This window comes from Streptomyces sp. NBC_00525 (genome assembly GCF_036346595.1).
Lineage (GTDB): Bacteria > Actinomycetota > Actinomycetes > Streptomycetales > Streptomycetaceae > Streptomyces.
This window is the reverse complement of the sequence record NZ_CP107834.1, coordinates 6,714,665-6,732,491: the sequence shown is the minus strand read 5'-3', so window position 1 is coordinate 6,732,491 and position 17,827 is coordinate 6,714,665. Positions and strand designations below refer to the sequence as shown.

Here is a 17,827-nt window from a genome sequence, read left to right as displayed (position 1 = left end):
GGCCCTGGCAGGCACCCCATGGGGGGCCCGTGCCGCCGGTGGGGCCGTACCCGCCCTTGCCGCCGCATCCTCCTGGCCCGCCCGGTGGGCCCGGAGGGCCTCGTAAACCATTTCTCCGCGTGGGCAAACCTGCGGTGCTGCTGCTCACCGCCGGCGTGGGTGTGCTCGTTCTCGCGCTCGTCGCCGGACTCGGCCTTCTCGGCGACGACCACTCCCGTTCTCCCGCTTCGTCCGACGACGCCGGGCAGACGAAGCCCGATCCCCGGCTGCTCGCGCCCTACCGTCTCGCGCTGGTCGACCTCGTCACCGCACCGGGGCTGCGCTACAAGGACGACCTGCCGGGCGGGATGATGGAACGCGAGGTCACCGTCACCTCCGCCGGGAGCCGCTTCGGCAGCAACGGCTTCGGCAGTGCGGAGCTGGACCGCGAATTCCTCAACGTCGGAGGGAAGACGTTCACCCGGTGGCGTCTGGACCCTGCGGCCGAGGCCGGAAAGAAGAAACCGAGCAGGTGGGACGCCGGCGCGGACGTGAACGACGGGCTCACCGACGAACTCACCGAGCACCGGCCGGCTCCCCCGGAGCTCGCCGCGTCGCTGCTGCAAGCCCTGGCCGACCTGGAGGCCAACCCCGGTAGCGACGGGTACACCTCCGAGCACCGCAACGTCGATGGTGTGCCCGCCCGTGCCCTCGATACGCCGGCCGGGCGCATGGTCATCACGGCCGGCGAACCCTACCGGCTGCTGCGGCTCGAACGGCCCGAGGGCGCGGCAGCGGGCGGGTCCGCACGGACGGTGAACTACGCCGTCCCGGCCGAGGACGACGCGGAATCCACGGGGAACGGTCCCTTCGACGGGAAGGACACCGTGGCCCTGGACCTCGAACCGGTCGGTCCCGCAGAAGCCCCCGCGATGTACGACACCCTGGAGAAGCAGACCAAGGAGCTGAGCCAGGCGGGAGACAGCGGCATCTCGCTGTCCATGCGGGGCGACGGATCGGTGCGGTGCAGCGCCGGCGGCTGCACGGCCACGGGGCACTTCTCGGGGCAGATCACCACGGACGCCAAGGCACGGCTCACGGGCGGTCGCATCACTGCGGTGATGACCTCCACCTTCACCATCGACGGGCGTTCCGGCGGAAGTTGCACGAGTCCGGCGGCGACGTTCCCGGTCAAGGGCGGGGGCGTCTCCGGCCGGCTCACCTGTTCCAACCCGGGGGCGGGCGGCACCTTCGTCTCGGTGGAGGCCCAGAAGAAGTCGGAGGCCCGCGCCCGTTCGCGCGCCAACGGCGGCCGGCCCGTGCGGTACACGATTCCGCTGCGGGCCAACTCCCTGATCAGTGCGCGAGCTCTGGCCACGGTCGAGGTCAAGAGGCTCGTGAAGCAGGTCGGCAAGGAACGCGGGGGCGCCGAGCCGTGCTCCGCCTTCCGTGACTTCCGTTCCGGATTCCTCGCGCCAGAAGCCGCTACGGGTGGCGCGATGCGACAGGTGCGTACGGAGCTGGGGCCGCCCGCTGACCGGGCGGCTGAGCGCAAGAAGGACCCGCTCAACTTCGGCAGCAATTACACGGGACGTCTCGACCGGTTCGAAATCGGCGGAAAAACGGATTTCGAGATCCACGTGTACAGGAGCGGCAGGGAAATCGGGATCTTCGGCAGTAACGGGTGGTTCGCCAAGCACGGGAAGAGCGCAGATGTGCAGGTGCCCCGCGAAGTCTACAATCTCGTCAAGGGACTGGCGGTGGGTGAGCTGAGGCGCGACGGCCGCATCGGCTCCAAGGGCACGGAGAACATCAAGGGCGACAACTGGAAGCGCAAGCGCATCACCGGTGGCTGCTGATGAAGTACGTTCAGGTGCGACCGCTGCGGGACATGTACGGCTTCCATCTCGACCCGCGCGCATACCTCAGCGCTCTTCCGGACATCGTGCGGGACCTGCCCGCCGGCGCGGCGGAATTCGTCTCGGACCCCGACCACTACGACTTCAGCGGTGCGCGGTGCGTGAAGGACCTGACGCTCCAGCGGGTGGATGTGCACGAAGGGCCCGGAAGCGTGTCGGTCGAATTGTCACTGGCCCCGAATGAGTGGAAGCATGAAAGCGGTCTGCGTATTCGGTACTCGGACGTTCAGTCCTTCTCGGTGAAGGCTGAGCAAGCCGGACTCGCGGAGGTCTCCGGTTTCGGTGGAGTCGCCGATGCCGCCGCGTTCGCTCAGCGCGTCGACGAGCTTCCTTCGCTGGGCGATCTTCAGCTGGATGAGGTTCTCCCGCACCCGCACGGAATGTCGCACGAGATCGCCTTCACGGAGGGGGTGCTCCGTGTGGTGAGTGGTGACCTGGTGGCGCGGTGGGATCGGCCCTCGCCGCCGGCGTGAAGCGCTCCACCCGACGACCGGCGACCGACGACCGACGACCGCTTTCTCAATACGCCATGTGCCGGACCAACTCGTGTGAGCGCTGCCTGAGTGCGGCCGTCCACTCCCGGGCCTGCGGGTCCGATGTCAGCCTGATGTAGTGGCTCTCGGCTCGCTCGGCCGCGTACCAGCTCACCTCGATGTTCGCTATCTCGGCCAGAGCGAGCACCGTGGTGAGGAACCCCTCGGACAGGGTGGCCATGACGGCGTGCCTGGTTCTGCTGTGCCAGGCGAGCAGGGCGTCGACGAACGCCGCGAATGCGACGGGGTCGATCCGGCACTCGTCGTCCGCCATGGGGCCGATGCCGGAGGGCAGCCCCACTTCTGCCTCGTAGATGGGTAGTTGGCTCCTGAAGAGGTGGGAGGCTCCGTTCGACGGGTTCCACAGGGTTCGGTCACCTATGCCGTAGTACTGGCTCATGTCAGTCCCTCACTGCTGTCGCGGGAAAACGACATTACGTTCACTCGGCGCTCGTGAGGGGTGCGCCGGCGGTTCCCGTCGGTTGCCGGAGGCCCTGGAGCAGAAGCGCGATCAGACGGCGGGGGTCGTAGCGGGGGTCGTTGCCGTGCCCGATGCAGAGGTTGCCGACGCCGCGCATCAGCTCGTACGGCTGTGTGCCGGGGCGGATGTCGCCGGACTCGACCGCCGCGTCGAGGAGTTGTGCGCAGACCGGCAGCAGGCGGTCGAGGAAGTAGTCGTGCAGCGCGGCGAAGCGGTCGTCGTCGGACTGCAGGGCATCGGCCAGGCCGTGCTTGGTGACGAGGAAGGCGACGAAGAGGTCGATCCACTCGCGCAGCGCGTCGAAGGGGGTGTCGGCGCCGGCCAGCAGGTCGGGGCCGGCTTCCGCGCATGCCTCGATCTGGTGGCGGTAGACGGCCGTGATGAGGTCCGCGCGAGTGGGGAAGTGGCGGTAGATCGTGGCCATGCCGACTCCGGCCCGAGCGGCGATCTCGCGGATCGGCGCGTCGACGCCGGAGGTGACGAACACCTCCGCGGCGGCGGCGAGCACCGTCTCCCGGTTGCGTTGGGCGTCGGCCCGCTTACCTCGGGACGGCGGCTTCCCCGCAGGACTGTCCATGGCCACCCGTGCACTCCCTCGACCACCGATTGACAAAGCGGAACAGCGCTCCGGATACTAAGTGGAGCGGCGCTTCGTTTCAGCTTAGTCGAAGCGGGCGCTCCTGTCCGCCCTGCCCTCCGCCCGTCGCCACGGCCGGTGGAGGCGGGTGCCACCGAAAGGAAACCCCCTGTGAGCACAGCCAACCCCGTTGCCGCCGACTCCTTCGTCGCCCCCGTTCCGGTCCTGTCCTTCGGGCCCGTGGTCCTGCCGGTGCCCGGACGCCCCGTGGATCTCCAGGTGCGTGTGTCCGCACCCGCGACCGGGACCGGCCTCCCGGTCATCCTTCTGTCCCACGGCCACGGCCCCTCGAACCACCTCTCCTCGCTCCATGGGTACGCGCCCCTCGCCGACCTCTGGGCCGCTCAGGGCTTCGTCGTCGTCCAGCCCACGCACCTCACCTCGCGCACACTGAGCCACCTCGTCGCCGACGCACCCGGAGCGCCCGACTTCTGGCGGTCCCGTGCGGAGGACATGACCCACGTCCTCGACCGGCTCGACATACTCGAGCACACTGTGCCGCAGCTCGCCGGGCGGGTCGACGCGTCCAAGGTCGCCGTCGCCGGCCACTCGCTCGGCGGCTTCACGGCCGCCCTTCTGCTGGGCGCGGGCCTCACCGACCCCGACACCGGTGATCTGGTGCACCTCGTCGAGCCCCGGATCAAGGCCGGTGTGCTGCTCGCCGCGCCCGGCCGGGGCGGCGACGCGTTCAACGGGCCCATGGCCGAGCAGTGGCCGGTCATCGGCGGCGTCGACTTCTCGACCATGGCCGCGCCCACGCTGGTCGTCGCCGGTGACAAGGACGACTCGCGGCACTTCACGGACATGGGGCCGGAATGGCACGCCGACCCCTACACGCTCGCCCCGAGCCCCAAGAGCCTGCTCACCCTGTTCGACGCGGAGCACGGACTGGGCGGGGTCGCCGGGTACGACGCCGCCGAGACCACCGACGAGAACCCTGAGCGGGTCGCGGCTCTCGCGCGGCTCGCCGCCGCCTTCCTCCACTCCGCGCTCCACCCCGGTGCCACGGCGTGGCAGACCGCGTGCGAGGCGCTGGCGGCCGACCACCATGCCGTGGGGCGCGTCGAATCCAAGTGAGCCCTCGCGGCCGGGCACTGCGGACGCAACCCCTGCCGGCAAGCCCCTCCCCCCAACTCCCCTAATCATCAACCGGATTAGTCATTTTCTTGAGTATGATGCGGTGACGGATGTGGGAGGGGGGCTGCTCGATGGCGTTGCGGCATGCGGTGTTGGCGGCGTTGCTGGACGGCGAGTACAGCGGGTATCAGCTGGCGAAGGCGTTCGACATCGGTGTCGCCAACTTCTGGCACGCGTTGCCCCAGCAGTTGTACGCGGAGCTGACGAAGCTCGAGCGGGAGGGGTTGGTCGCGGGCCGGGAGGTGGTTCAGGAGACTCGCCCCAACAAGCGGCTGTTCCGCGTCACCGATGCCGGCCGCGCCTTGTTGGAGGAGTTCGCCTCCACCACGGCGAAGCCCTCGTCCATCCGCGACGATCTGATGGTCAAGGTCCAGGTCGCGGACCGTATCGGCACCGCGTCGGTCATCGAGCAGCTCGACGACCGGGCCTCGGCGGCCGACGCCAAGATCGAACTCCTCGAAGCGTTGCTGCGCAAGCTGCGCGGTGATGTGGAGGAAGAAGAGTTCCTGCGCGAGGGCACCCGGATCGGACCGTATCTCACGTGTCTGCGCGGTCTGGCGTTCGAGCAGGGTCACAGGGACTGGTGCCGGCGGATGGCCGCGGTACTGCGAGGAAGGCAAGCCGCCCATGTCGAACGGTGAATACCTGCGCTACGTGGCCCTGGGCGACAGCCAGACCGAGGGGCTCGGTGACGGGGACGACACGACCGGCCTGCGCGGCTTCGCCGACCGGCTCGCGGAACACCTGGCAGTGGTGAACCCCGCACTGCGGTACGCCAACCTGGCGGTACGGGGACGGGTCGCGAGCCAGGTACGCGAGGAACAACTCGCGCCCGCGCTGGCGATGCGCCCCGACCTGGCCACCGTCGTCGCCGGGGTGAACGATGTACTCCGGCCCCGGTTCGACGCGGCCGAAGTGGCCGGGCACCTGGAGGCGACGTTCTCGGCGCTCACGGCCTCCGGGGCGCGGGTGGTGACCGTGACCTTTCCCGACCTGGGCAGGATCGCGCCCCTGGCCCGGCCCCTCAGATCGCGGGTCTTCGCCCTCAACGCCCACATCCGTACCGCGGCGGCCCGTCACGGGGTGACGGTCGCCGAGACGGCCGACTACCCGGTGACGACCGACTCGCGTCTGTGGACGGCGGACCGGCTCCACGCCAGCCCGCTGGGCCATGAGCGGATCGCCGCCGCCCTCGCCCACGCCCTCGAACTCCCCGGTAGCAGCGACGCGTGGACGCTCCCGCTGCCTCCCCGGCCCGTCCCGCCGCTCCGGCAGGTGGTGGTGGCCGAGGCACGCTGGGTGGGCGGGTTCCTCGGCCCGTGGCTCGGACGCCGTCTGCGGGGCCGCTCGTCGGGCGACACCAGGACCGCCAAGCGCCCCGAGCTCCTGCCGCCGGCTCCGGTCGCGGCCGGCCCGGCGGACACCGGCCGCGATCCTTCGTAGGGCGGCGCCGACCCCGTACGCGCCCCGCCCCGCCTACCCCTGCCGAACCGGCTGGGTCAGGTTGATGGCGTTGCCCGCCGGGTCCTTGATGTGGGCCACTCGCTCCCCCCAGGGCATGTCGGTGGGACTGCCCTGGGTAGAGCCGCCCAGGGCCGTCACCCGGTTGAACGTCTCGTCCACGTCGCTCACGGCGATGCTGAGCAGAATGCGCGGTCCCGCGTCCGGCCGGTCGTCGGGCCGCTTCTTGGTCACCAGCCCCAGGTCGGTGTCACCGATGCGCAGGCCGCGGTAGAAGGCGGGGCCCTTCTCCGGAATGCGGAAGGTTTCCTCCGCGTCGAACAACCGCGTGTAGAAACCCAGCAGGGCGTCCGGGTCGGCGGTGAGGATCACTGGCTGGATGGTGGACATGGTGCTCCCGTCTCGGCGGTCGTGTAGGGGGTAGACCGTTCGAGACGAGAGAAGTCATCGGGATTCCCCGCCTTCTCCTTCCCAGGTCGCGGTGTCCGGATCGATGCCGTGGGCGCGGGCGTCGGCGTCGATGACGCGGCGGAACCATGCGGCCAGGCCCGTACGGACGCCGTCGTAGTGGGCGGCGAAGCCCGGATCGGACTCGTACATGCGGCCGAGGCACACCTGCATCTGCCGGGTGAGGGGGAAGTAAGAGGCGAAGACCTCGCGGTGCCGCTCGGCGAGGCGGCCGGCCTCCGGGCTGCCCGGTGTGACGCCCGCGTCCATCGCGTCCGCGAGGGCCCGGTCGAGGCGGGCGACCTCTTCGGCGATGGCCTGCCACTCCTCCGGGCCGCGGGAGGCGGCGCGCTCGGCGTACTGCCGCCATTGCGTCGTGTCGCCGTAGCGCCGGCGGGCCGCGGCCGGTCCGTCCGGGTCCCACTGCGGGCCGAAGATCGCGGCCTGCTGCTCGACGGTGAGCGTCAGGCCGCGCTCATGGGCCTCGATCATGCGGTCCAGGCCGGCGCCGAGCCGCTGGAGGCGGTCGATCCGTTCGGCGACCTGGTAGCGCTGGGCGCGCAGTGCGCCGGTGACGTCCGAGGCCGGGTCGTCAAGGACGGCCCGGATTCCGTCCAGGCCGAGCCCCAGCTCGCGGTAGACGACGATGCGGTGCAGACGTTCCAGGTCAGCGGCGGTGTAGAGCCGGTATCCGGCGGCCGTGCGCAGCGACGGCCGGGCCAGGCCGATCTCGTCCCAGTGGTGGAGCGCGCGGACCGTCACGCCCAGACGCTTCGAGACCTGTCCGACGGTCAGGCCATCGGCGTCAGTGGTGTCAGGCATGCTTCACATTGTCGCCGTGCCCGTCGTCGGGGGCGGTGATCCCCATGGCCGCGAGGTTGCGCGCCTCCTCGCTCGCCGGGTCGTACGGCTTCGCCGCGGTGAACACGACGCGGGCGTTCTCCGGGGTGACGACCTCCACGTCGCGGGTGTTCCAGGGGGTGTCCCTCGGACCGTCGACCGAGCCGGGGCGCAGGGCGCGGCAGGCCGCGGCGAGGGGTTCGATCTGGCCGAGTACGCCGGAGAAGCTGAAGCTCATCGCGGGCGGCTGCTCGGGGACGGCGTCCGCCGCGACCAGGAGGACGTCCTGGAAGGCCCATCGGCGCAGGTGCACGAGGGTGCCGGGGATGCCGAACAGCTCGAAGAAGCCGAGACCGCGTACCCAGAAGTCGGTCGATGCGGCCAGGTCGGTGGTGGGGATCGTGACGAATGCGGGCATGCCGTAGATGCCGTGGAACGGCTCCGGCGGAACGGCGTCCGGGCCGGGTGCGGGGACGGGGCTCATCTCGAACGCGTTGTAGTAGTCGCTCATGGGTCCACCCTGTGGCCTCACGCGACGTGAGGGTCAAGTCGGAACCGTGGGCCCCCGGCGTCGGGTGCCGGCCCGCTCCGCTCCCGACGTTCAGGGCGCGACCGGCTGCGCTCCGGTCCGGGTCAGGAACTCCGTGAGTACGTGGGCGAGCCGTTCGGGCTGGTCCTCGGGGACGAGGGTGGAGGAGTCGGTGATCTCGACCAGGTGGCCCCTGGGGTACAGGTCGGCCAGCCGGGGGCCGTGCTCGCGCGGCATCAGCCGGTCCTCGGTGGCCCAGACGACCAGGACCGGGCGGTCGAATGTCCGCAGCCGCTCGCTCCAGGCGAGCAGGGTCTCGCGTCCCGGTGCCCCGGTGGCGAATTTGGCGAAGTCCCGGCGGATTTCCTTGCTGCGGGTGGCGGGGGCGAACCAGTCGTCCACGATCTCGTCGGGAATGCCGCGCAGGCTCATCCCGCCGTAGCCGCCCCGGTGGTGGCGGAAGGCGGGGACGCGCATGAGCCTTGTCAGCAGCCACACGCCGCCGGGAATCCGGCACACGTACGACATGGCCTTCGCCGGTCCCGGCGGGAAGTTGTCGAACGCCTCGCAGGCCACCAGGACGAGCCGGGCGAGGCGCTGGTCTCGCCCCTCCGAGACCAGGAACTGCCCGCCGCCCCAGTCGTTGAGTACGAGGGTCACCTCGTCCAGGCCGAGCTTGTCGATGAACTCGCCCAGGAGCAGGGCGACTCCGCGCTGGGACAGGTCGGCGTCCGGGTGCATCGGCCGGCGGTGGCCGCCCAGGGGCAGCGTGGGCAGCACGCAGCGGTAGCCGGTCAGCAGTGGGACCACCTTGCGCCACTGGGTCTCGTTCATGGGCAGCCCGTGGCCGAACACCAGCACGGGGCCTTCGCCGCCGGTGTCCTGGTAGTCGATCGGGCCGGACGACAACTCGATACTCGGCATCTCTACCCCTCACTTGATAGATCGTTCTACTGTAATCTCAGGGAGCGAGGGAAGGAAGGCCAATGGGACGGTCGGACACGCGAACCAGAATCCGGGGCGCCGCCGCGACGCTGTTCCGCCGGCACGGGTACGCGGCCACGGGCCTGAAGCGGATCGCGGTCGAGGCGGAGGCGCCGTTCGGCTCGATCTACCACTTCTTCCCCGGCGGCAAGCGGCAACTGGCCGAGGACATGATCCGGACGTCCGGGACCGCGTACGGCCGTATGGTGCTGGCGCTCCTCGACAGTGTGGCGGACCCCGCCGAATCGCTGGTGCACGCCTTCGACGCGGCGGCGGACGACCTCGCGGCGGCCGACTATGCCGACGCGTGCCCCATCGGGACGGTGGCCCTGGAGGTCGCGAGCAGCGACGAGGCGCTACGGGTCGCGACGGCGGACGTCTTCGAGGAGTGGGTGGGCGCGGCGGCGGGATGGTTCGGCCGCTGGGTGCCCGAACCGGAGGCGGCGCGGTCTCTCGCGTACTCGATGGTCATGATGCTGGAGGGCGCCTTCATGCTCAGCCGCGCCGCGCGCGATCCACAACCGCTGCGGGTGGCGGGCCGGTCGATGGCGGCGTTGTTCCGTGCGGCCGGGCCCGAGGGCGGCTGAGGAACTTCCCGCCGGCGGCCTTCGCTACGCCTGGTGAGTCGCGAACAGTTCGAGGTGGCCGCACTTGGGGCAGCGGAACGCCTCGATCTGACGGCGCGGCCGCCCCATGCGCTTGGCCCCACCGAAGATGCCCCGCTCCAACGCGCCCTCGATCCAGCGCGCGTACCCGCGCGAGTGGTCGCCGGCGTCCTCGATGAACCCGTCATCGAGGCCGACGGTGCCGCAGTGGGTACAGGTGAGGTTGTTCATGCGGCGAGTCTAGGGAGCCCGCCAACGGGGGTGCGCGGAGCACCGAGAACGGTTGCTCAACCGGTACGAACGGGAGCGGCATCCCCTTCGGGGCATACGGGCACCTCGCGGGCCGCCTTGCGTACGCCCAGCCATTGTTGTGCGTTCCAGGCTTCGAAGCGGTGGGCTTCGGTGAAGCCGAGTTTGGTTGCCAGGCGCATGGAAGGGGTGTTGGCGGTTTGGGTGATGAGTACGACCGGGGTGGTCGGGGGCAGATAGGACAGGGCCGCCTCGCATGCTTCGGTGGCGTAGCCGTTGCCCCAGGCCTTCGGTAGGAGCAGGTAGCCGAGTTCGGTTCTGCCCAGGTCCGGGCGGACGGCGTCCGGGGTGGTGAGGTCGCGGTGCTTGAGTTCGATGAGGCCGATCATCTCGCCGTCGAGGTCGATCACGAAGCAGCCGGGGCGGCGGCCCGGTGCTTCCGGCAGGGACTGCTCGCAGGCTTCGCGTGGTCGTGGGCCGCCGAGGTAGGTGTGGACCTCCGGGGAGGAGAGCAGTTCCACGAAGGCCGCGCGGTCGCGGGGCTCGGACTCGCGCAGCACCAGGCGCGCGGTGTTGATCGGCGCGGGCGGCCAGGGGGTGAAGTCCTGGTCGCGGGTGGTCGGTTCGGCCATGGACGGGCACCTTATCCCACCGGGTCGCCGCGCCCTGCGGGCTTTCGGGGGGGGTGAGCGAGCCCACCCGTTCCACTCTTGCCCGGTTTCGTGCGCAGCCCTTACCTTACTTTCAAGTAAGTTTACTTCGGAGTAAGGAGTTTGCGTTGACCGCCTACCGGACTCTGCTCGTCGGCACGGATGGATCGGAATCGTCGTTCGCGGCGGTCGAGGCCGCCGCGCGGCTCGCCGCCGTCTGCGGCGCCGAGCTTGTGATCACCTGCGCGTACGCGCCCATGCGCGGGGAGGAACTGGCTGCCGCCCAGGACCAGTTGGGGGCGGAGGCGTATCAGGTGGTGGGTTCGGCGCCCGCCGAGGACACGTTACTGACCGCCAGGGACCGGGCCCGGCTGCAGGGTGCGGTCGAGGTGCGTACGGTCGCCGTCGAGGGCGAGCCGGTTCCGGCGCTGGTGCGGACCGCGCGAAAGTGCTCCGCCGATCTCCTCGTCGTCGGCAACCGCGGGCTGCGCTCGCTGGCGGGGCGCATCCTCGGCTCCGTGCCGGCGGACGTCGCCAGGAAGGCGGGCCTGGACGTGCTGATCGTGCACACCACATGAGCGCCGCGCATGCCGCGGAGCCGGGGGACGGGGCGCGGCTTCCGGAGTCCGTGGAGGAGGTGCTGCTCGGCGGGGGCCGGGTCTGGACGCGCCGGGAGGTGGCCGCGCGGGCCGGGGTGGAGTTCGAGCGGGCCGTACGGGTGTGGCGCGCGCTCGGGTTCCCGGCGGTCGACGACGGCGCCAGGGTGTTCACCGACGCCGATGTCGAAGCCCTGCTCGCCGGTGAACGACTCATCGCGGCCGGGCTCATCACCGAGCACGGCGAGACGCTGATGGCCCGCGCCCTGGGCCACCACCTCTCCCGGCTCGCCGACTGGCAGGTGGACACGCTGCGGGACTGGATGGCCCGCGACGGGGACCACTCCCCCGGCGGCCGGGCCCTGTTGGACCGGATGGCGGCGCTGCTGCCGGAGATCGAACACCTCCAGCGGTACGTCTGGCACCGGCATCTGGTGGCGTACGCCGGGCACGCCTTCGCCGAGGGCCGACCGGAGGGCGCGGTGGCGGGGCCGGCCGGGGACGGGGCGCATGTCCGGGAGCGGGCCGTGGGGTTCACCGACATGGTCGGCTACACCCGGATGAGCCGGGGCCTGGACGGGGCCGAACTGGTGCGGGTGCTGGACCGGTTCGAGACGATGACCGGCGATGTGGTGGCCGAGGGCCGGGGCGAGGTGGTGAAGACCATCGGGGACGAGGTGCTGTTCGTGTGCGAGTCGGCGGCCGGCGCCGCCGACATCGGGCTGGAGCTGACGGCCCGTGCCCTGGCGGACCCGGAGCTGCCGCAGGTGCGCACCGGGCTGGCCCACGGCCCCGTCATCGGCCGGTTCGGTGACGTGTACGGCGCGGCGGTCAACATCGCGGCGCGGCTCACGGCCGTGGCCCGCCCCGCTTCCGTGCTCGTGAACACAACGCTCGCCGGTGAGCTGGCGGGGATGGCGGCGTACGCGCTGCGGCCGTTGCGGCCGGTGTCGGTGCGGGGATACAGCCGGTTGCGGCCGGTGCTGCTGCGGAGGGCCAAGGGCGCCTCGTAGCCCGGCGGGGTGCCCGTCGTGCGTGCCGCCCGCGCGGGCCCGCCTCATCCGCGTACAAAGGCCGGGGACAAAGGCGAAGGCAGGGAGGTCCTTCTCCCTGCCGTGCTCAACGTATAGCGCACCGGGGGGCTTGCCGCAAGGGTCGGGGGGTGTCGCACAATCGTCGGCCTGACCACCCCGACCTGCGGAAATGAGGACGCTGCGTGCGTGAGCGGTACGTGTGGGAGCTGGACGAGGCCGAGGGTGCGCCGATCGCGCTCGTCGGTGGCAAGGGTGCGCGGCTGGGCGCGCTGTCGCGGATCGGGGGCGTGCGGGTGCCCGGCGGTTTCTGTGTCACGACGGATGCCTTCCGGCAGGCCGTGGCCGGGGCGCCGGAGGTCGGCGAGCTGTGCGGCCGGCTGGGGCGCGTGGAGGAGGGCGACCGGGAGGCGATCCGCGTGCTGAGCGCGGAGTTGCGCCGGGCCGTGGCGGGGCTCGCGCTGCCGGAGGGGCTGGTGGCGGAGGTCGCCGGGGCGCTGGCGCGGCACGGTGGGGACGCCGCGTACGCCGTACGCTCCAGCGCGACGGCGGAGGATCTGCCGGCGGCCTCCTTCGCCGGGCAGCAGGACTCGTATCTGAACGTGGTGGGTACGGAGGCGGTTCTCCGGCACATCGGCCGGTGCTGGGCCTCGTTGTTCACCGAGCGGGCCGTGACGTACCGCAGGCGTCAGGGCATCGACGACCGCGCGGTCCGGATGGCCGTGGTCGTGCAGCGGATGGTGTTCCCGCAGGCGTCGGGCATCCTCTTCACGGCCGATCCGGTGACCGGGAACCGTAGGGACGCCACCGTGGACGCCGGTTTCGGGCTCGGTGAGGCCCTGGTGTCCGGTCTGGTGAACCCCGACGTCTTCAGGGTGCGCGACGACGAGGTCGTCCACCGGTCGATCGCGGCCAAGGAGTGTGCCGTCGAGCCCGTGGCGGGCGGCGGTACGCGGCAGGTGCCGGTCGGCGCGGGACGGCGGGAGGAGCCCGCCCTGACGGACGAACAGGTGCTGGCGCTCGTACGGCTCGGACGGCGCGTCGAGGCGCACTTCGGCAGCCCGCAGGACATCGAGTGGTGTCTGGCCGACGACGGCTTCCGCATCGTGCAGAGCCGGCCGATCACGACGCTGTTCCCGGTCCCGGAGGTGGACGACGGGGAGAACCACGTCTACGTGTCCGTGGGGCATCAGCAGATGATGACCGACGCGATGAGGCCGCTGGGGCTGTCGATGTGGCGGCTGACGGCCATGGCGCCGATGTTGGAGGCCGGCGGCCGGCTGTTCGTGGACGTCACCCCGCGGCTCGCCTCGCCCGCCGTGCGCCCCGGTCTCCTGGACCTCATGGGCAGAGGCGACCCGCTGGTCCGGGACGCGCTGGAGACCGTGCTCGACCGCCCCGGTTTCGTACCCTCGCGCCCCGATCCGGAGCCGGTGCCCGCCCCGCTGCCCGCCTCGGGTGGCCTCGCCCCGATCGAGACCGATCCGGTCGTGGTGCGGGAGCTGGTCGCCCGTAGCGAGGAGTCCGTCGCCGATCTGGAGCGCGAGATCCGTACGCACTCGGGGCCGGCCCTGTTCGACTTCCTGACGGCCGCCTTCGAGGAGCACAAGCGGGTCCTCGGCGATCCGGTCTCGATGCAGGCGATCATGGCCGGGATGGAGTCCACGTGGTGGCTCAACGACAAGCTGTGGGAGTGGCTGGGCGAGAAGAACGCGGCCGACACCCTGACGCTGTCCGCGCCCGGCAACGTGACGTCCGAGATGGGCCTCGCCCTCCTCGATGTGGCCGACGCGATCCGTCCGTATCCGGAGGTGGTGGCGTATCTGCGCGGTGCCGGGGACGACGACGGGTTCCTGGACGGCCTGGCGAAGGTGGACGGCGGCCGGCGGGCGCGCGCCGCGATCGAGGAGTATCTCGACCGGTACGGCATGCGGTGTGTCGGCGAGATCGACATCACCCGCCCGCGCTGGGGCGAGCGGCCCACCGCGCTGGTGCCCGTCCTCCTCGACAACGTGCGGCTGTTCGGGCCGGGTGCCGCAGCCCGGCGCTTCGAGGAAGGGCGGCACAAGGCCCTCGCGAAGGAGCGGGAGGTGCTGGCGCGGCTGCGGGCCCTGCCGGACGGCGACCGGAAGGCCGACGAGACCAAGCGGATGATCGACCGGGTCCGGACCTTCATCGGATACCGGGAATACCCGAAGTACGGGATCGTCTGCCGCTACTTCGTCTACAAGCGGGCGCTGCTGCGGGAGGCGGAGCGCCTGGTGGACGCCGGGGTGCTCGGCGGGCGGGACGACGCCTTCTTCCTCACCTTCGAGGAGTTCCGGGACGCCGTACGCACGCACGAGGTGGACCGGGCGCTGATCCGGCGGCGCGAGGAGGAGTTCCGGGTGTTCGGCGCCCTCACTCCGCCCCGGGTGCTCACCTCGGACGGCGAGGCGGTGAACGGGGCGTACCGGCGGGACGACGCGCCGGAGGGCGCGCTGAACGGTCTGCCGGTGTCGGCGGGCACCGTGGAGGGGCGGGCGCGGGTGATCCTCGATGTGTCCGGGGCCGATCTGGAGGCCGGGGACATCCTCGTCACCACGTTCACGGACCCCAGCTGGTCGCCGCTGTTCGTCGGCATCGCGGGTCTGGTGACGGAGGTGGGTGGTCTGATGACCCACGGCGCGGTGATCGCCCGCGAGTACGGTCTGCCGGCTGTCGTGGGGGTGGACCGGGCCACCCGGCTGATCCGGGACGGGCAGCGCATCCGTGTGCACGGCACCGACGGGTACGTGGAGCTGCTGTCGTGACGACGAGGCGGTGGGAGGCCGGTTCCGTACCCTGGACGCATGCGCATGCGCCCCACTCTGAGCTGGACTCCCGCCGAAGGGCTGCCGCCCGCCACCACTGATCTGGAGCCCGTCGTCGACGCGCTCGGCGCCGGCGGTGTGCTGGTGCTCAGCGGGGCCGGTATCTCCACGGAATCCGGCATACCCGACTACCGGGGTGAGGGCGGCAGCCTCAGCCGGCACACGCCGATGACGTACCAGGACTTCGTCGCCGGCCCCGATGCCCGGCGCCGGTACTGGGCGCGCAGCCATCTCGGCTGGAAGACCTTCCGGCGTGCCAGGCCGAACGCGGGCCACCGGGCGGTGGCCGCGTTCGGGCGCGGTGGGGCGCTCGGCGGGGTGATCACCCAGAACGTGGACGGGCTGCACCAGGCCGCGGGCAGCGAGGACGTGGTGGAGCTGCACGGGGGCCTGGACCGGGTGGTCTGTCTGACGTGCGGCACGTTCGTCGCGCGGCGCGAGCTGGCCCGGCGGCTGGAGGAGGCCAATCCGGGGTTCCGGCCGGTGGCGGCGGGGATCAACCCGGACGGCGACGCGGACCTCACGGACGAGCAGGTCGGGGACTTCCGGGTGGTGCCGTGCGCGGTCTGCGGCGGCATCCTGAAGCCGGACGTGGTGTTCTTCGGCGAGTCGGTGCCGCCGGCGCGGGTCGCGCACTGCCGCGCGCTGGTGGACGAGGCGACCTCGCTCCTCGTCCTGGGGTCGTCGCTGACGGTGATGTCGGGCCTCCGGTTCGTCCGGCAGGCGGCCCGGTCGGGGAAGCCGGTGCTCATCATCAACCGCGATGCGACACGGGGCGACGCGGAGGCGGTGACCCGGATCGCGCTGCCGCTCGGCCCGGCGCTGGGGGCGGTGGCGGAGCGGTTGGGGGTGGGGGTCTAGGGCCTGCTCGCGGGTGCGGGGTCAGTTCGGCGAGGACCGTGTCAGCTGGGCCGCCAGCCAGCTCGGGGGCGGGTTCGTGTGGGGTGTGCCGGCCACGACGACCGTGGGGACGGTCTCGTCGCCGTCGTTGGCCGCCCGTACCTCCGCCGCCGCCTCCGGGTCGCGCCAGATGTCGACCCAGTGCAGGCGGCGGGCGCGGTGGCGCATCGCGTACCGCAGCCGCAGGCAGTACACGCAGCCCGGCCGCCAGAACACGATCGGGCGGCCGTCGGCCGCGCTGCGGCGGTGGGCCTCCGCCGCGGTGATCGACCTCGGGAACACCAGGGGCGAGTTGAGGACCGCGAGCAGCACGAAGGCGAGCAGGAAAAGGGGCCCTCCCAGGGTGCTGCCATCGGCGATCAGCTTGGCGGCGACGGCCCCGCCGGAGACGAGCAACAGGATCGGCGCCAGCCAGACACGCATCATGACGCCCCAGGCTACCGAGGCGCCGCCCCGGCCCGCGGACCGGGACGCCCGAACCGCCACCACCTCCGCGGACGGCCCGGCCCGCCCGGCTCGCCCGTGTCGAGGGCGGGCAGCGGCGGTTCCGGGTACGTCCGGGCGGTGCGTTGCGCCGCGAGGCCGACGCGGCCGGGGTGGACGCAGACCGGTGTCCTGGTGTCGGTGGTGTACCGGAAGCCGTCCGCCGCGTCGAACGGCCAGTCCCGGCTGGGCCGGTCCGCGACGAGGAACCCGGTGCGCGGAAGCCGCAGCGCCGGGCAGAACCAGCAGCACGGGTAGTCCGACTCCGGGTCGATGAAGGGTGCCTCGGCCGCGTCGTCCATGTCCCCAGGACGGTAGCGCACGGGGCGCCGGGGACGCGGCGGGAAGGTCAGGACCCGGGCGGCTGGGCGGGGCGCCGGTCCGCTCGCAGCGGCACGGGGCGGCCGGCCGATCCCGGTACGCCGAGGCTGGCGCGAGCCCGCTCGACGTAGTGGTCCCGCGCCTGCCGGAACTGGAGATAGGCCCGGCCCCAGTCCTGGTCGTCCGAGGTGTCGACGCCCCTGGCCAGCGCCTCCAGCCGCCACAGGCTCCGGTCGACGGACTTGGACGCGGTGTTCGCGTCGGTGTCGCCGAGCAGGCCGAGGCTTTCGGACAGAGCGGAGCGGCGGGATTCCAGCTGGGCGACCTCGGCGAGCACTTCGGGGGTCGCCTCCGCCGGGATGGGTCCGGTCGTGAGGCCCCGGCCCGCGGCGAGCCTCTGGTAGTGGGCCGCCAGTTCCTTGACGACGTGGGCGTAGTCGGCGTACGCGGTCAGGCGGCGGTCGTCCCACCGGGCGGCCTGCTGCCGGCGCCATCTCGTGCGCTCGTTGGTGCTGGTCACCACGAAGGAGGTGACGGCCCCCAGGACGACGCCGGCGAGCGGCAGTATCTGGCTGGTCAGACTCACGAAGACCCCCCGGTCCAAGTAGCTCGGCGAGGAGACCTTACGTTCCACCGTGCCGTCCGGCGCAACACGGCCCCGGTCCCGGTGCGCCGGTTCTGTGCTGTCCGAGCGTCCGGCGCGTTTCGGCCGCGCCTGGCGGGGAACGGGTTTCCGGTTCGGCCGAAAATGGTGGGATTGGTCTGCGCGATACGGGGAATCCGATGATCGAAGATCGTCGTGAGCGACGACCCCTGCCCCGGCCGTCGATCCGGCTCGGGAGGGTCAGTTCAGTTGAGGAGGAGTTGGCTGTGCTGCTTCCCACGCCCGCAGACCTGCGCGCCGCGCTGTCCCGTTACGCCGATGCCGTGATCGAGGACGAGCGCCGTTCCACCCCGGAGTCCGTACGGCGGCGCGAGGACACGGCGTACACGCTGTGTGTGATGACGGGTGTCAGTGAGGTACGTGAGGCCCTGAGCAGGGCGGATGCCCTGCTCGACCGCGAGTTCCCCGCCGAGGAGCCGGGGCGCGCCGATCACTCGGGGGCCGTCCCGGTGTGAGGTCCCACCGTTCCGGGCAGGGGCGCGGATTCCCGTACGGGGTCCGCGCCCCCGCGCGTGTCCGGGGCGGCCCG

General features: G+C 71.7%; 22 protein-coding genes. 11 read left to right on the top strand and 11 right to left on the bottom strand.

Annotated features, from left to right (window positions below; all coding sequences use genetic code 11):
* Positions 1-119: 119 nt before the first annotated feature.
* The gene (locus OG710_RS29465) at positions 120-1,838 is read left to right on the top strand and encodes a hypothetical protein (protein WP_330242094.1); all 1,719 of its coding nucleotides are present in this window, start codon (positions 120-122) and stop codon (positions 1,836-1,838) included.
* Positions 1,838-2,371, top strand: coding sequence for a hypothetical protein (locus OG710_RS29460; RefSeq protein ID WP_330242093.1), 534 nt, complete (start codon positions 1,838-1,840; stop codon positions 2,369-2,371). Before OG710_RS29465 ends, OG710_RS29460 begins: the two co-directional genes overlap by 1 nt.
* 46 nt (positions 2,372-2,417) lie before the next feature.
* Here the strand turns inward: OG710_RS29460 and OG710_RS29455 are convergent, their stop codons facing one another.
* Together OG710_RS29455 and OG710_RS29450 are read right to left on the bottom strand one after the other, a co-directional pair.
* Positions 2,418-2,831, bottom strand: a complete 414-nt coding sequence (locus OG710_RS29455; protein ID WP_330242092.1) for a DUF6086 family protein — start codon at positions 2,829-2,831, stop codon at positions 2,418-2,420.
* Between the two features lie 40 nt (positions 2,832-2,871).
* Positions 2,872-3,489: a TetR/AcrR family transcriptional regulator gene (locus tag OG710_RS29450; RefSeq protein ID WP_330242091.1), complete on the bottom strand. Its 618-nt coding sequence runs from the start codon at positions 3,487-3,489 to the stop codon at positions 2,872-2,874.
* Between the two features lie 171 nt (positions 3,490-3,660).
* Here OG710_RS29450 and OG710_RS29445 point away from each other — a divergent pair, with 171 nt between their 5' ends.
* From OG710_RS29445 to OG710_RS29435, 3 genes are all read left to right on the top strand, one after another.
* Positions 3,661-4,626 (top strand): alpha/beta hydrolase family protein, encoded by a 966-nt coding sequence (locus tag OG710_RS29445; protein WP_330242090.1) that lies wholly within the window; start codon positions 3,661-3,663, stop codon positions 4,624-4,626.
* A 131-nt stretch (positions 4,627-4,757) separates the two neighbouring features.
* Positions 4,758-5,327 carry a PadR family transcriptional regulator gene (locus tag OG710_RS29440; RefSeq protein ID WP_330242089.1) on the top strand — a complete coding sequence of 190 codons (570 nt, stop codon included), beginning with the start codon at positions 4,758-4,760 and terminating at the stop codon, positions 5,325-5,327.
* A complete protein-coding gene (locus OG710_RS29435; protein ID WP_330242088.1) occupies positions 5,314-6,129 on the top strand; it encodes an SGNH/GDSL hydrolase family protein in 816 nt (271 codons plus the stop codon). Before OG710_RS29440 ends, OG710_RS29435 begins: the two co-directional genes overlap by 14 nt.
* A gap of 33 nt (positions 6,130-6,162) precedes the next feature.
* Here the strand turns inward: OG710_RS29435 and OG710_RS29430 are convergent, their stop codons facing one another.
* The 4 genes from OG710_RS29430 to OG710_RS29415 all read right to left on the bottom strand — a co-directional run bounded on the left by OG710_RS29430 (position 6,163) and on the right by OG710_RS29415 (position 8,887).
* Positions 6,163-6,537, bottom strand: coding sequence for a VOC family protein (locus OG710_RS29430; protein WP_330242087.1), 375 nt, complete (start codon positions 6,535-6,537; stop codon positions 6,163-6,165).
* A gap of 54 nt (positions 6,538-6,591) precedes the next feature.
* Entirely contained in the window at positions 6,592-7,416 is an 825-nt protein-coding gene (locus tag OG710_RS29425) for a MerR family transcriptional regulator (protein ID WP_330242086.1), read from the bottom strand.
* A complete protein-coding gene (locus OG710_RS29420) occupies positions 7,409-7,945 on the bottom strand; it encodes a VOC family protein (RefSeq protein ID WP_330242085.1) in 537 nt (178 codons plus the stop codon). Before OG710_RS29420 ends, OG710_RS29425 begins: the two co-directional genes overlap by 8 nt.
* Before the next feature lie 90 nt (positions 7,946-8,035).
* Positions 8,036-8,887 carry an alpha/beta fold hydrolase gene (locus OG710_RS29415; protein ID WP_330242084.1) on the bottom strand — a complete coding sequence of 284 codons (852 nt, stop codon included), beginning with the start codon at positions 8,885-8,887 and terminating at the stop codon, positions 8,036-8,038.
* 62 nt (positions 8,888-8,949) lie between these two features.
* On the opposite strand from OG710_RS29415, the gene OG710_RS29410 reads away from it, so the two are divergent.
* The gene (locus tag OG710_RS29410; RefSeq protein WP_330242083.1) at positions 8,950-9,534 is read left to right on the top strand and encodes a TetR/AcrR family transcriptional regulator; all 585 of its coding nucleotides are present in this window, start codon (positions 8,950-8,952) and stop codon (positions 9,532-9,534) included.
* A gap of 24 nt (positions 9,535-9,558) precedes the next feature.
* On the opposite strand, the gene OG710_RS29405 is transcribed toward OG710_RS29410, so the two are convergent.
* Entirely contained in the window at positions 9,559-9,783 is a 225-nt protein-coding gene (locus OG710_RS29405) for a hypothetical protein (protein ID WP_330242082.1), read from the bottom strand.
* Between the two features lie 56 nt (positions 9,784-9,839).
* Entirely contained in the window at positions 9,840-10,433 is a 594-nt protein-coding gene (locus tag OG710_RS29400; RefSeq protein WP_330242081.1) for a GNAT family N-acetyltransferase, read from the bottom strand.
* A 146-nt stretch (positions 10,434-10,579) separates the two neighbouring features.
* On the opposite strand from OG710_RS29400, the gene OG710_RS29395 reads away from it, so the two are divergent.
* From OG710_RS29395 to OG710_RS29380, 4 genes are all read left to right on the top strand, one after another.
* Positions 10,580-11,029, top strand: coding sequence for a universal stress protein (locus OG710_RS29395; RefSeq protein WP_330242080.1), 450 nt, complete (start codon positions 10,580-10,582; stop codon positions 11,027-11,029).
* Positions 11,026-12,060, top strand: coding sequence for an adenylate/guanylate cyclase domain-containing protein (locus OG710_RS29390; protein WP_330242079.1), 1,035 nt, complete (start codon positions 11,026-11,028; stop codon positions 12,058-12,060). Before OG710_RS29395 ends, OG710_RS29390 begins: the two co-directional genes overlap by 4 nt.
* 203 nt (positions 12,061-12,263) lie before the next feature.
* Entirely contained in the window at positions 12,264-14,870 is a 2,607-nt protein-coding gene (gene rph, locus OG710_RS29385; protein WP_330242078.1) for a rifamycin-inactivating phosphotransferase, read from the top strand.
* Positions 14,871-14,909: 39 nt separating this feature from the next.
* On the top strand, positions 14,910-15,791 hold the full coding sequence (locus tag OG710_RS29380) for an NAD-dependent protein deacetylase (RefSeq protein ID WP_330242077.1): 882 nt from the start codon (positions 14,910-14,912) through the stop codon (positions 15,789-15,791).
* A 21-nt stretch (positions 15,792-15,812) separates the two neighbouring features.
* Here the strand turns inward: OG710_RS29380 and OG710_RS29375 are convergent, their stop codons facing one another.
* From OG710_RS29375 to OG710_RS29365, 3 genes are read right to left on the bottom strand one after another with little or no spacing between them, the layout of a single operon-like run.
* Positions 15,813-16,256: a glutaredoxin domain-containing protein gene (locus OG710_RS29375; RefSeq protein WP_330242076.1), complete on the bottom strand. Its 444-nt coding sequence runs from the start codon at positions 16,254-16,256 to the stop codon at positions 15,813-15,815.
* An 11-nt stretch (positions 16,257-16,267) separates the two neighbouring features.
* Positions 16,268-16,615 carry a hypothetical protein gene (locus OG710_RS29370; protein ID WP_330242075.1) on the bottom strand — a complete coding sequence of 116 codons (348 nt, stop codon included), beginning with the start codon at positions 16,613-16,615 and terminating at the stop codon, positions 16,268-16,270.
* A 47-nt stretch (positions 16,616-16,662) separates the two neighbouring features.
* Positions 16,663-17,220, bottom strand: coding sequence for a hypothetical protein (locus tag OG710_RS29365; RefSeq protein ID WP_330242074.1), 558 nt, complete (start codon positions 17,218-17,220; stop codon positions 16,663-16,665).
* A gap of 284 nt (positions 17,221-17,504) precedes the next feature.
* Here OG710_RS29365 and OG710_RS29360 point away from each other — a divergent pair, with 284 nt between their 5' ends.
* A complete protein-coding gene (locus OG710_RS29360; protein WP_330242073.1) occupies positions 17,505-17,753 on the top strand; it encodes a DUF5133 domain-containing protein in 249 nt (82 codons plus the stop codon).
* The last annotated feature ends 74 nt before the right edge of the window (positions 17,754-17,827 follow it).

Excerpts from the sequence above, each read along its gene's own strand:
- OG710_RS29460 (WP_330242093.1), top strand. The coding sequence starts at position 1,838 with ATGAAGTACGTTCAGGTGCGACCGCTGCGGGACATGTACGGCTTCCAT.
- OG710_RS29455 (WP_330242092.1), bottom strand. The coding sequence starts at position 2,831 with ATGAGCCAGTACTACGGCATAGGTGACCGAACCCTGTGGAACCCGTCG.
- OG710_RS29450 (WP_330242091.1), bottom strand. The coding sequence starts at position 3,489 with ATGGACAGTCCTGCGGGGAAGCCGCCGTCCCGAGGTAAGCGGGCCGAC.
- OG710_RS29440 (WP_330242089.1), top strand. The coding sequence starts at position 4,758 with ATGGCGTTGCGGCATGCGGTGTTGGCGGCGTTGCTGGACGGCGAGTAC.
- OG710_RS29435 (WP_330242088.1), top strand. The coding sequence starts at position 5,314 with ATGTCGAACGGTGAATACCTGCGCTACGTGGCCCTGGGCGACAGCCAG.
- OG710_RS29430 (WP_330242087.1), bottom strand. The coding sequence starts at position 6,537 with ATGTCCACCATCCAGCCAGTGATCCTCACCGCCGACCCGGACGCCCTG.
- OG710_RS29425 (WP_330242086.1), bottom strand. The coding sequence starts at position 7,416 with ATGCCTGACACCACTGACGCCGATGGCCTGACCGTCGGACAGGTCTCG.
- OG710_RS29420 (WP_330242085.1), bottom strand. The coding sequence starts at position 7,945 with ATGAGCGACTACTACAACGCGTTCGAGATGAGCCCCGTCCCCGCACCC.
- OG710_RS29415 (WP_330242084.1), bottom strand. The coding sequence starts at position 8,887 with ATGCCGAGTATCGAGTTGTCGTCCGGCCCGATCGACTACCAGGACACC.
- OG710_RS29410 (WP_330242083.1), top strand. The coding sequence starts at position 8,950 with ATGGGACGGTCGGACACGCGAACCAGAATCCGGGGCGCCGCCGCGACG.
- OG710_RS29405 (WP_330242082.1), bottom strand. The coding sequence starts at position 9,783 with ATGAACAACCTCACCTGTACCCACTGCGGCACCGTCGGCCTCGATGAC.
- OG710_RS29400 (WP_330242081.1), bottom strand. The coding sequence starts at position 10,433 with ATGGCCGAACCGACCACCCGCGACCAGGACTTCACCCCCTGGCCGCCC.
- OG710_RS29390 (WP_330242079.1), top strand. The coding sequence starts at position 11,026 with ATGAGCGCCGCGCATGCCGCGGAGCCGGGGGACGGGGCGCGGCTTCCG.
- OG710_RS29380 (WP_330242077.1), top strand. The coding sequence starts at position 14,910 with ATGCGCATGCGCCCCACTCTGAGCTGGACTCCCGCCGAAGGGCTGCCG.
- OG710_RS29375 (WP_330242076.1), bottom strand. The coding sequence starts at position 16,256 with ATGATGCGTGTCTGGCTGGCGCCGATCCTGTTGCTCGTCTCCGGCGGG.
- OG710_RS29370 (WP_330242075.1), bottom strand. The coding sequence starts at position 16,615 with ATGGACGACGCGGCCGAGGCACCCTTCATCGACCCGGAGTCGGACTAC.